We start from the raw sequence: 11,956 nt of genomic DNA, 5'->3' as shown, positions 1-11,956 counted from the left end.
CCGGCTTCGGCCGGGCTTTTTATGCTCGTTAGGAGCCGGGACAAAGGCTCGGCCTTATAGAGAACAGCGTCGGGACGAGTTCTTTTCAATCATTTTCCTTTCAGGCAACCTTTCCGTAACGTCAGCGGCCTACCGTGGGTGTGTCCCTCTTCAAGATATCCACTACTCATGGAAGCCAACGTCCAATGCGTATTCGTACTCTCGCTCTTATTGCCGCCGTTGCGTGTTCTGGTGTAACAGTGCCAGCCACGGCCGCCGAGCATGGTTCCTATTACTCCACCAAGCAGCACTATGAACCGCAGGGGCGGGAGTATTCCGAAGCTCCCGCAGGATTCCGACAGATCTATACCTCCACGGTGGACCGGCATGGCTCGCGTGGGCTGTCTAGCTTTAAGTATGACGACCTCGCGCAGCAGATGCTGGAGTATGCTCAGGAGCGTGGTGAGCTCACGGATTTAGGAGAAAAGCTCATTCCGCAGGTAGAAGCGATGATTTCCGTGAATGAGGAATTGGCCGGTGGCGCCGGACAAGACGCCGGATACGGAAACCTCACCGCAGTTGGGCGGGAAGAACTGCGGGGGATTGGTCAGCGCAATGCGCAACGCAATGCTGAGCTTATGCACAGCATCGACAGGGACGACTCCAAGGTGAAATTCATCTCTTCGGGTGAGGACCGCGCTAATGACTCTGGTTGGAATTTCGGTGCGGCGTGGCTGAAGGAAGCTCCCACTCTTGCTGACAACCTCGTGGACGGAACCAACGATGGTCATGTCACCATCGAGCCACGCACTGACCTGATGTATGCGCATAAAGTTAAGAAGTCACCGTCGTACGAAAAATATTCGGCGTGGAAAGACTCACCGCAGCTACAGGAAAAGATCCAGGAAGCTTATTCCAAGCCGGCCTCCCAAGAAGCATCGCAGGAGTTGCTGTCCAAGATTTTCACCTCGGATTTTATCAATGAGCTAAAAGATGGGTCCATTTCTTTTAGCGCCCGTGAAAAGGATGGCAAGACAGTAGAAGGAATAGTGGACGCCGCGCTGCAGTTCTACAACCTGTACATCATTGCTCCAGCACTTGCTGATGAGGAGAAAACCCCTGCTGAGGGGTGGATATTTGATCAGTACATGGACGATGCGAGCGGGCCTACCTTTGCATACCTATTGGATGTAGAAGACTTCTATGAGAAGGGGCCGGCTATCGAGGGGCGCACTGTTTCTTATGACAATTATGAGCCATTGCTTGAGGAAATGATTGAGGGCGTACAGGAACGCGCGGCCGGTGGTGATATAGCTGCGGAATATAGGTTTGGTCACGCGGAAACTATCATTCCGCTCGCCGCATTGCTGAAAACACCAGGCTCAGAAAAGGGAGTTCCCGCAGAAGAACTCTACACCTGGCAGAACTCGGATTGGCGTGGTGACAAGGTCTCCCCGATGGGAGCAAATATCCAGTGGGATGCCTTCCAGAATGACAATGGCGAGACCCTCGTGCGCATGCTGTACAACGAGAAGGAAATTCCCTTCAAGGAGGGGTGTGAGCCAATAAGTGAGGGCTCGACGTTTTATACCATCGATGAGCTGTCCGCTTGTCTGCCGCTTGGTTCTGTCTCTGACCACTCTCAAGCCCATATTGATTCCACCGCGGACAGCGGGTACAAGCCACAAACAGGAAGTAGCGTTGCCTCTTCACAGCCGAAGATGTGGGCGGTAGTTGGTGCCCTCGTCAGCGTACTGACTATTGCAGTTGGAACTGTGTACATTAACCGGCAGCAGATAGAAAGTCTGCTACATAAGTTCGGCATCCAACTTCCCTTTTAGTATCGGCAAGGTTTACTGAGTGGCCACTGCCGAGTTGATGCTGGGCGCTCTTGGCCTCTGTTATAGGTGTGGGGAGACGGGAACAATACACATTCATTCCGACTTATGTTCGGGATAGGGTGCCAGTGGCGTTGTAGGCGAGCTACACAGCCAGCTAAGCCGTATTTCTAACCTGCTTTGTCTTTGTCAAAGGCCAGGTAGGCTCCGCCACAACGAACTCTAAGCACCAGGGTCTACCCTGGCGGGCATGAAGGTTATCGCCCGGCTGCTCTCGATTCCGTTGACACTTATAGCAATGCTGGTGCTGTGGCTAGCGGTCTCGCCCTTTACCCCGCACATTTCATATTGGGGCGCTGGATCGCTCATCGGGCCGCAGTACATAGGGCCGCTGTTGCTGATTGCGCTGGTATTGGTGATCTTGGCGGCGCTGGGCGCGTTGGCCTCGCGCAGCTGCTACGTGCCAAGTGTGTTAGCTGGCATTGCCTTGGTAGCGAGCGTGGGTTTATTGGGAACACAGATTCATGCCGCAAAAGAGCAGGGAACCGACGTCGATATCCCGGCGGCCTTTACTTGGACCGGCGTTGAGAAGGCCGATGAAGGCCCGGATCATACGGTGACATATGACTCCTTCAACGGCGATGACCTCACCATGGATATCTACTCTCCGGAGACACACAGTATTCGCTCCGGCAGCAGCCATTCGCGCAAGCACCCGGTGATGATGTATGTCCACGGCGGCGGTTGGGACCAGATGACTAAGCGCTCCCAGGCTTTCAATATGCGGCAGATGGCCCAGCATGGTTACCTCGTATTATCCATTGACTACACATTGTCTAGCTGGGAACAGCCCACGTGGAAGGTGGCGGCGGGGCAGGTGGGCTGCGCGATGAACTGGGTCAACGCCCATGCCGCAGATTATGGCGGCGACTCGGAGCGCTTCTTTACCTATGGTGAATCCGCCGGTGGGCAGTTGGTCCTGAACGCGACTGCCGATGTCGCCGCACACCCCAGCCAGCTGCCTTTCTCCGACTGTTCCGGTACGCCGGCTGTTCCCAGCGCCGTCTATGCGGATTCACCGGCCTTGGATGTGCGCCACATTTATGATTCTGACGACCCCTATGCCGGGCAGGGCTCCCGCGATACCGTGGAGAAATACCTGGGTGGAACGCCTAAGGAATATCCAGACCGCGCGGACTTCGTGACTTCAGCTACGCATCTGACCTCGGATATGCCGCCTATCATGATCGTGCGCAGTGACCACGACCGGTTAGTTCCACCGGCTAGTTACGATGACTTTCGCCAGCGGGCGAAGGACAAAGGCGTAGAGCTTGAAGAGTACGTGCGCCCGCATGCCGATCATGCTTCCGCCTTGAGCGCACACGGCGTATGGAACCAGCACCTGTTGCAGGCTATGACTGAATTCTTTCAAGCCAATGACTTAGAAGATGACCTATAAGGGAAGGATCCTAAACGCTCGGTGCTAAATTGACCAGAGTTAGGCGGCGTAAGCCAGTGGATGGCTGGCAGGTCAGGCATAATGCTGTTATGTCAAAGTTCTCCGAGGTACTGGATCAGCTGCGCGAAAACCAACCAAAGGCGAAGTACGGCATCGCCTTTGAAAAGCTCATGGTGAATTTTTTCCGTACCGATCCGACTTTGAGAACGCAATTTGATGAGGTCAGCCGCTGGGTTGATTGGCGCTATAACGGCGGCAAGGCGGATACGGGAATTGACTTGGTTGCCCGCCGCGTGGATGACGGCACGTGGATGGCCATCCAGTGCAAGTTCTACGCTTCCAATGCTCGCATCCAGAAATCTCATCTCGATTCCTTCTTTGAGGCCTCAGGGCATTCCTTTGAGACCGAAAACGGCAGCGAATATTTTGGCAGCCGCATGATTATCTCCACCACTGATTATTGGTCTTCACATGCGGAAGCGGCGTTGGCCAACCAGATGATTCCCACCAGCCGTATCGGCATTTCGACCATTGCCGAGTCCCCGATCAACTGGGACGTGGCTTTCCCCGGATCGGAGGTTCGCGATAAAAGTATTCAAATTAACCTTTCGCAGCGCGAAACTTTCGAACCGCGCCCGCACCAGCAAATGGCCATTGATAAGGCCATTGAGGGATTTAAGACCCATGACCGCGGCAAGCTCATCATGGCCTGCGGTACCGGTAAGACGTTTACCGCGCTGCGCCTTGCGGAACGGGTAGCGGAAAACAACGGTGGCAAAGCCCGCATTCTGTTCCTCGTTCCTTCCATCTCCTTGTTGTCGCAGACACTAAAGGAGTGGACTGCTCAAGGCCGCCTAGACATGCGCGCCTTCGCGGTGTGCTCGGATTCGAAGGTTTCGAAGAAAGCGGAAGACATTGCGGTCTATGACCTCGAGGTTCCTGTATCTACAGACGGTGAGGAGATTACGCAGCGCTTTGCTTCTGGCAAGCGCGCTAAGGGTCTCAATATCGTCTTTTCTACGTACCAATCCCTGCCGGCGGTCCACGAGGCCCAGCAGCAGGGTCTAGATGATTTTGATTTGGTCATCTGCGATGAGGCGCACCGCACCACCGGCATTACCTTGGCTGGTGAAGATGCCAGCAACTTTGTACGCATCCACGATGCCGGCTATATCAGGGCAGCAAAGCGCCTTTACATGACCGCCACCCCAAGACTCTATGACGACGCGGTAAAGGGCAAGGCCGCCGAGCACTCCGCCGAGTTGACCTCCATGGATGATGAGGGCATCTATGGCCCCGAGTTCTACCGTCTTGGTTTTGGGGAGGCGGTGGATAAGGGCTTATTGACTGATTACAAGGTTCTTGTCATGACGGTTGATGAGTCCGTGGCCGCGGAAGCGATGGCCCGTAGCGACGACAACCAGATAAACCTCACCACGGCTTCGGCGATGATCGGTGCTTGGAATGGTTTGGCCAAGCGCTCTGGTGAATTGCAGGGCAAAAAAGGCGGCTTTGAGGAAAACGCCCAGCCTATGCAGCGCGCTGTGGCCTTTGCCAAAGACATTAAATCCTCACAGCTCATCGCTGATACCTATCCTTCGCTCATTGCCACTCACCAAGAGCTGCTCAAGGATAAGGCAGAGCTGGATGATGTCTCTTTGACTAACGTTGATCTGCGCGTTGCTGCACAGCACGTTGATGGCGGTATGAACGCCATGGAGCGTGGCACCAAGCTTTCCTGGATCGAATCCCCGGCGGATGAAAACGAAAGCCGCATGCTTACCAATGCCCGCTGCCTGTCCGAGGGTGTGGATGTGCCGGCGTTGGATGCGGTCGTATTCTTTAATCCACGCAACTCCATGGTGGACGTGGTCCAGTCCGTTGGTCGCGTAATGCGTAAATCTGCGGGCAAGGATTACGGTTACATTATCTTGCCGGTGGCGGTGCCACCGAATGTTTCTCCTTCGGAAGCGCTCAACGACAATCAGCGCTTCAAGGTTGTCTGGCAAATCCTCAACGCGCTGCGCGCCCACGACGATCGCTTCAACGCCAAGGTGAATTCAATTGCGCTTAACGGATCGAATGCGCAAGATGAACTGCCTATTGACGTCAACCACGTGTCTGGTGATAAAGAGAAAAGCGATAAAGAAAAGCTTGATGGGGAAGATAACACCAAGTCCCCTGAAGCATTCGACGATGGCACGGCTATGACGCAGCAGATTGCATTGTTCTCGTTAGAGCAATGGCAAGAGGCTATCTACACCAAGCTGGTGGATAAGGTCGGCACCCGAACCTACTGGGAAGATTGGGCCGATGACGTCGCTACCATCGCGGAGAACCAAATTACCCGTATCAAGACGCTGCTCGATGGCGCCGATGGAAGCCTGCGCAGAGAATTCGACAGTTTTGTCGAAGGTCTGCGTAACAACCTGAACGATGGCATCACCGACGACGATGCCATCTCGATGCTTTCGCAGCATCTGATTACAGCGCCGGTCTTCAACGCTCTGTTTGAAAACCATGACTTTATCACCCACAACCCCGTGGCTCAGGTGATGGAGAGAATGGTTAACGCTCTGTCCAAGGCCAACCTCGATACGGAAACGGAGTCTCTGGATAAGTTTTACGAGTCCGTACGCGTCCGTGCTTCTGAGGTGACCTCCGCTTCCGGTAAGCAGCAGGTCATCAAGGAACTGTACGAGCGTTTCTTCCGCAAGGCCTTCAAGAAACAAGCTGAGGCGCTCGGCATCGTCTACACCCCAGTGGAAATCGTGGACTTTATCTTGCGCGCTGCCGACGACGTATCCCAGAAGCACTTTGGAAGGGGCCTGAGCGATGAAGGCGTAAGCATCCTTGATCCCTTCGCGGGTACTTCGACGTTCATGGTCCGCTTGCTGCAATCCGGGCTTATCAAACCAGAGGATCTAGCCCGCAAGTACGCCAACGAGCTCTTCGCTACCGAGATCATGTTGCTGGCCTATTACGTCTCCGCCGTCAATATTGAGACCACCTACAACGCCCTGCGCGAGGAAGCCGCACAGCGCAACGGGGAACCAATTCCGGACTACGTACCCTTCACCAACATTGCTCTAGCGGATACCTTCCAAATCCACGAAGACGGCGATATTCCGGACCTCAACGTCTTCCGCGAGAACAACGAGACCATCGAGCGCCAAAAGAATGCGCCCATCAACGTAGTTATTGGCAACCCGCCATATTCTGCCGGCCAAAAGTCCGCCAACGATTTGAACGCCAACCAGAAATATCCGAGCCTGGACAAGCGCATTGCAGAAACCTACGCGGAGAAATCCACAGCCACTAATAAAAACTCCTTGTACGACTCGTACCTGCGCGCTTTTAGGTGGGCCACCGACCGCATCGGCGACCAAGGTATAGTAGCCTTCGTGTCCAATGGCGGATGGATAGACGGCAACACTGGCGACGGCGTGCGCTTATCGATGGCCGAGGACTTCACCGACCTTTATGTGTTTAACCTTCGAGGGAACCAACGTACAGCAGGTGAGCAATCACGAAAGGAAGGCGGCAAAGTCTTTGGATCTGGCTCTCGTAGCACAGTGGCGATCACTATTGGCGTCAAAGACCCAGTAAAGTCGAACTTTAAGCTGCACTATCGTGACATCGGCGACTATCTCACCGCCGAGGAGAAGCTTGGCATCGTCGACGCTTCCTCAATTGAAACCATTGACTGGCAATCCATTACACCCAACAAGGAAGGTGACTGGCTGAATCAGCGATCGGAAGAATTTGAGACTTGGCCGGTAATTGGTGAGAAGAAGGCCAACAGCACGAAAATATTCGATAATATTTCGGCGGGTTTGCAAACGAATCGTGATGCTTGGGTCTATTCATTCAACAAGTTGCAACTTGAAGAACAATTGCTAACTTTCGGGCACACTTATGAACAGGCGCGATCCGAATTCCATAAGCAAGAATTGCTAGGAAATGGAAAAGGGGAGTCACTGGTTGCAGATTTCTTGCAGTTCAATCCTGCTTTTGCTGACGCTAGATGGATTAAATGGAGCCGTTCGCTGAGGAATTCCGTCTATCGAAATACAAAGTTTGATTTTGATACCGACAGGATTGTAAAAGGTCTCTACCGGCCATTTTGTTCACAGCATGTTTACTACGACAAGTTGTTGAATCACGAACGTTCACGACTCCCATCAATGTTTCCGACTCCACAGCAATCAAATATCGGATTTTATATTCCCGCAGTTAGTAGTGCCGCTAGACAATTCAATTCATTAGCTACAGATTTGCTTCCTGATTTGTGTTTAAGCGGATCTGGCTCAGGCCAATTCTTTACCCGCTTCACTTGGTCCTCGCTCGAAGCCGACGATGGTGGCTTGTTTGGTGAGGGGGGCGTCGTCAAGCAGGGCGAGGCCAGTATCTACGGTTCGATTGGTGAGGTTGTTGATGGCTACGTGCGTGTGGATAACATCACTGATGAGATCAAGGCCTTGTATCGGGAGGCATTGGGCACTGACGTCACGGGTGATGACATCTTCCACTTTGTCTACGGCAAGCTGCATGATCCTGGCTATCGCACGAAGTATGCGGCGGATTTGAAGAAGATGCTGCCGCATATTGAGACTCCTTCCTCGCGTGCGGAGTTCGACAAGTTTGCTGCGGCTGGTAAAGAATTAATGGACTTGCACGTGAACTATGAATCCGTGGAGCCGTGGCCGCTGGATATTCAGGTCAAGGGTGATGAGTCCGACCGTGAGACGTGGCGCGTGCTCAAGATGAAGTGGGCCAAGCGCAAGGACGCGGAGACGGGCAAGAATGTCAATGACGTGACGAAGTTGATCTACAACAAACGCGTGACTATCGCTGGCATTCCTGCGGAGGCAGATGAGTACATGCTGGGTTCGCGCTCTGCGGTGGCGTGGTTGATTGACCGTTACCAGGTCAAAAAAGATAAGGCCTCCGGCATTGTCAATGACCCGAATGATTGGGCCGATGAGGTGGGCAATCCGCGCTACATCGTGGACCTAATTGGCAAGGTTACTCGCGTGGCGATGGAGACGGTGCGCATTGTTGATGGGCTGGTAGAGGAAGGCTCGGCTGCGGAAAATTAGCAGCATTTGAGGCGATTTTCCTTGAAGCCCTCCGGCCACGCCCGTAGACTTACGGTATCGTAAGTTTCTTATTGGGGTTGGTTGCGGCTAGCAGAAGGGAAGTACCTCGTGGCACAGATGCATGCAGATAGCGCGCCGGGGCCGGGTCTTGTCCAGCGAACCTATTGGATGGCAGATCGTGGCCCGAGGCCGCTTAGCCGTGGTTGGGGGCATGCAATAGCGGCGCTATTGTCGGTGATTGCCTCCACCGTGCTCATTACCTATGCATGGATGACGCTGCACTGGTGGCAAGGGCTTGGCGTGACTGTCTACGGCGTGGGGCTGGTGGGGCTTTTTGGCGTCTCAGCGCTTTATCACCGCTATCCGTGGGCGAGCGCGCGTGCGGTGCAGTGGTGGCGGCGCGCGGACCACGCGACCATTTCGGTATTTATTGCCGCGACATATACGCCGCTGTGCCTCATCGTGTTATCACCGGTGCAGGCGGCATGGATGCTAGGCGTTGCCTGGGCAGGAGCGATTCTTGGCGTGGTATTGAACTTGGTATGGATCAACCATCCTCGTTGGCTAGATGTGGTGGTCTACCTAGCGCTGGGATGGTTGGTGCTGCCGCTTCTGCCCACACTGTGGACGCAGGCAGGGGCAGCTGTGGTGTGGCTGCTCTTTGCCGGCGGGGTGGTGTACTCGCTAGGCGCGCTGGTCTATGGCTTTAAGTGGCCAGGGCGCAACGCGCGCTACTACGGCTACCATGAGCACTTCCACACCGCGACCATCGCGGCCGCGGTGGTGCACCTCGTGGCGGTGTGGATGGTTGTAGTCCAAGGCGCTGCTTAGCCAGCGTCAGGGAAAAGCCCCGCGGGATCGGTATCGGTCGTAATCGCGGCGGCAAGCAGCATACGTGCTTGGGGAGCGCGCAGGGTGCCAGAGGAGATAACGCCGGCGTCGGCAAGCGTGGCACCGCCACCGGCCCCGCCGTAGATTCCCTCCACTGGGCCGTGATCCACGCGGGTGGTGAGCACCACCGGAACCTTCTTGGCCGCGGCCTGAGCAGCCTGGGCTAGCTCGTCGCCGATATTGCCGGCGCCCATGCCCTCAATGACGATGCCTTCGGCGCCGCTGTCCAAGGAACGCTGGATGAGATCAGCCGGCGCGCCGGGGTAGGCGGCGATGATATCGACGCGGGTATTGCCCAGTGGCTTAAACTTCAGAGCCTTCGGGCGCTGAGGCTGCTTCTCGCCATTGTTATTGGCAAAGCCATCGGCTTTGGACGTATCGGACTTGAAAGCGCCGCGGGCAGGAATGACCTGATCCGCAAAGGCGATAAACGTGCCGCGGCCCCTATTGGCGGGACCGGTGACGGTCTTCACCGCGAGCGCCAAGTTATCCGGGCCATCTGGATTCGGATCATCAAAGGGGCGCATTGCACCGGTTAAGGCCACCGGCTTCTCACTGTCTTGGAAGGTATCGACAGCGATGGCGGTCTCTTCCATGGAATCGGTGCCATGGGTTACCACAACACCATCGACATCATCGCGACGCAGTTCCTTGTTTACGGCCGTGATAATGCTATCGGTATCGTCCAAGGTCATCGCGGAAGAATCCAGCTTAGCAATGTCTTTGACCTCTAACGTGAGTTTGTTGTTATCAAAGGTGCCAGAAAGCGGTTCCACCAACTTGGAGCCAGTAACGGTAGGCACCACCGCGCCAGTCTTATCGTGTGTGCTGGCGATGGTGCCGCCGGTAGAAAGGACCACCACGTGTCCCTCGGCGGTGGCGCGTGGGCCCTCGCTTTCCGTGGCGGAGGTTTCGGTTGCTTCTGTGGTCGCGGGCTCAGAACTGGTGGGGCTGTGCGAGACGGAAGACTCGGGTGTGGTGGCCGAAGTTTCGTCCGCTGGGCGGTTATCCGGATTCTGGCAGGACGCCAAGAGGCAGGCCGAAGCTATCAGGGCAAGGCCGGTGCGTACCGACCGGCGCAAAGTTGGGGTGTGCATATTCCCTCGTTTCTGTGTGGATATAAGAGCAGACGGCAGGAAACGTCGTCTGCGTATAAGTCCATCTAAAGCAGAAAGAAGGCGTGTTCGCCGCCCACTATGGACTTATTAACACCGAAACGAGGGGAGAGCAGTTAATCGATGTGCTGATTTGTCGGCGCCACCACCAAAGGTTTTGGCGAGTACTTGGCGCGTAGCTCGCGCAGCACGGTGGCGTGCTCGGCCAAGCGCTTATCTTCCTCGGTATGCGGATGGAAGGGGCGGGCCACCTGTGGCTGACCATCATGATCGAGGGCGATATAGGCCACGGTGGCATGGATGGCGGTTTGCAAGTGCTCACGGCCGCCGCGGGGGTTGCCGGAGCGGACGTGGATGGACATCTGCATCGAGCGGGTATCGGTACGCATCATGCGGGCGTCGACCTCGATGAGGTCGCCGATGGAAATCGGGCGGTAGAAGCGGATGCCACCGGCATAGACAGCTACGGTGCGCTCGGCGGACCACTCCATGGTGCAGGCCGCACCGGCCTCATCGATCCATTGCATGGCGGTGCCGCCGTGGACCTTGCCGCCCCAGTTGACGTCGGTGGGCTTGGCTAGGAAGCGGTTGACCATGCGCGGGGCATCGGAAGGCCCGTCATAGGTTTGCTCTTCCATCTCCGCCTCGATGGCCTTGCGCAGCTCAATGCGGGACTTGGCTGCTTCTTCTACGCGGCACTGTTCATCGGTTTCCGGCACGAAGGGCGGCACCGGGGTGGACTTGCCAGTGGCAGGGTCCTTGGCTACGAAGATGACCAGGCAATCGCAGGCGCGAGTGAAGATGCCTTCGCGCGGGTCAGCCGAAAGCACCTCATTGACGATGTGCATGGAAGACCGGCCGGTCATGGCGATGCGCGAGCGCACCTCCACGATGTGCCCGGAAGGGATGGGGCGGGTGAAGTGAATATGGCCCACGTATGCGGTCACGCAGTACTGGCCGGACCACTGCACGGCGCAGGCATAGGCGGCCTTATCAATCCATTCCAGGACGCGTCCGCCGCTGATGCCGGGGGCGCCGGCCATGGTGACGTCGGTTGGCGATGCCATAAAGCGCAGCGTCAGCGCCGGCGATTTCTGATTTTCCGCAACGGAAGGCGTAGGTGACATAAACAACAAGATAACAGTAGTTATGATGTAGTTATGAAAAAGCCCGTCGATCCCGCCGCTACCCGCGCGGCCGTCTTGGCCATTAAAGACTGGATTGCTGCCCCGGCGGAGCATGATAAGCCAGGTAGGGCCCAGCTTGCCGACGCCGTCCGGCGCACCGCCCGCACCCTCGAGGCCGACGCGCCGGGACATTCCGTGGAGCTGCGCGTACCCCCATTTGTTGCGGTGCAATGCATTGAAGGGCCCCGCCATACCCGCGGCACCCCACCCAATGTGGTGGAGACCGACCCGGAGACATGGCTGCGCCTCGCCACCGGATTGGCGGACTGGGAAGAGGCCGTAAGCACTGGTCGCGTCGATGCTTCCGGCTCCCGCGCAGGCGAAATTGCGCAGTGGTTGCCGCTTATTCCGTTAGTTTCCGGCGGCTCGACAGGCTAATATAAAC

The 11,956-nt window shown here is 56.1% G+C and carries 7 protein-coding genes; 5 read left to right on the top strand and 2 right to left on the bottom strand.

The annotated features are described in order from the left end of the window. Positions 1–185: 185 nt before the first annotated feature. From MHK04_RS08190 to trhA, 4 genes are all read left to right on the top strand, one after another. The gene (locus tag MHK04_RS08190; protein ID WP_239208387.1) at positions 186–1,820 is read left to right on the top strand and encodes a histidine phosphatase family protein; all 1,635 of its coding nucleotides are present in this window, start codon (positions 186–188) and stop codon (positions 1,818–1,820) included. 247 nt (positions 1,821–2,067) lie between these two features. Beyond that, positions 2,068–3,276: an alpha/beta hydrolase gene (locus MHK04_RS08185; protein WP_239208386.1), complete on the top strand. Its 1,209-nt coding sequence runs from the start codon at positions 2,068–2,070 to the stop codon at positions 3,274–3,276. A gap of 89 nt (positions 3,277–3,365) precedes the next feature. Next, a complete protein-coding gene (locus tag MHK04_RS08180; protein WP_239208385.1) occupies positions 3,366–8,378 on the top strand; it encodes a DEAD/DEAH box helicase in 5,013 nt (1,670 codons plus the stop codon). Between the two features lie 117 nt (positions 8,379–8,495). Next, positions 8,496–9,209 (top strand): PAQR family membrane homeostasis protein TrhA, encoded by a 714-nt coding sequence (gene trhA, locus MHK04_RS08175; protein ID WP_239208415.1) that lies wholly within the window; start codon positions 8,496–8,498, stop codon positions 9,207–9,209. Here trhA and MHK04_RS08170 read toward each other — a convergent pair. Both MHK04_RS08170 and MHK04_RS08165 read right to left on the bottom strand, forming a co-directional pair. Then, positions 9,206–10,366 (bottom strand): asparaginase, encoded by a 1,161-nt coding sequence (locus tag MHK04_RS08170; protein ID WP_239208384.1) that lies wholly within the window; start codon positions 10,364–10,366, stop codon positions 9,206–9,208. The genes trhA and MHK04_RS08170 overlap by 4 nt on opposite strands. Positions 10,367–10,500: 134 nt before the next feature. Continuing rightward, positions 10,501–11,511, bottom strand: a complete 1,011-nt coding sequence (locus tag MHK04_RS08165; protein WP_239205537.1) for an acyl-CoA thioesterase — start codon at positions 11,509–11,511, stop codon at positions 10,501–10,503. Positions 11,512–11,544: 33 nt separating this feature from the next. On the opposite strand from MHK04_RS08165, the gene MHK04_RS08160 reads away from it, so the two are divergent. Next, the gene (locus MHK04_RS08160; protein WP_239208383.1) at positions 11,545–11,949 is read left to right on the top strand and encodes a sterol carrier family protein; all 405 of its coding nucleotides are present in this window, start codon (positions 11,545–11,547) and stop codon (positions 11,947–11,949) included. The last annotated feature ends 7 nt before the right edge of the window (positions 11,950–11,956 follow it).

This window comes from Corynebacterium nasorum (assembly GCF_022345765.1).
In the GTDB taxonomy this organism is placed as follows: Bacteria; Actinomycetota; Actinomycetes; order Mycobacteriales; family Mycobacteriaceae; genus Corynebacterium; species Corynebacterium kefirresidentii.
The sequence above is the reverse complement of the archived record's forward strand: the minus strand, read 5'-3'. Positions and strand labels throughout refer to the sequence as shown.

Excerpts from the sequence above, each read along its gene's own strand:
- MHK04_RS08190 (WP_239208387.1), top strand. The coding sequence starts at position 186 with ATGCGTATTCGTACTCTCGCTCTTATTGCCGCCGTTGCGTGTTCTGGT.
- MHK04_RS08185 (WP_239208386.1), top strand. The coding sequence starts at position 2,068 with ATGAAGGTTATCGCCCGGCTGCTCTCGATTCCGTTGACACTTATAGCA.
- MHK04_RS08180 (WP_239208385.1), top strand. The coding sequence starts at position 3,366 with ATGTCAAAGTTCTCCGAGGTACTGGATCAGCTGCGCGAAAACCAACCA.
- trhA (WP_239208415.1), top strand. The coding sequence starts at position 8,496 with ATGCATGCAGATAGCGCGCCGGGGCCGGGTCTTGTCCAGCGAACCTAT.
- MHK04_RS08170 (WP_239208384.1), bottom strand. The coding sequence starts at position 10,366 with ATGCACACCCCAACTTTGCGCCGGTCGGTACGCACCGGCCTTGCCCTG.
- MHK04_RS08165 (WP_239205537.1), bottom strand. The coding sequence starts at position 11,511 with ATGTCACCTACGCCTTCCGTTGCGGAAAATCAGAAATCGCCGGCGCTG.
- MHK04_RS08160 (WP_239208383.1), top strand. The coding sequence starts at position 11,545 with ATGAAAAAGCCCGTCGATCCCGCCGCTACCCGCGCGGCCGTCTTGGCC.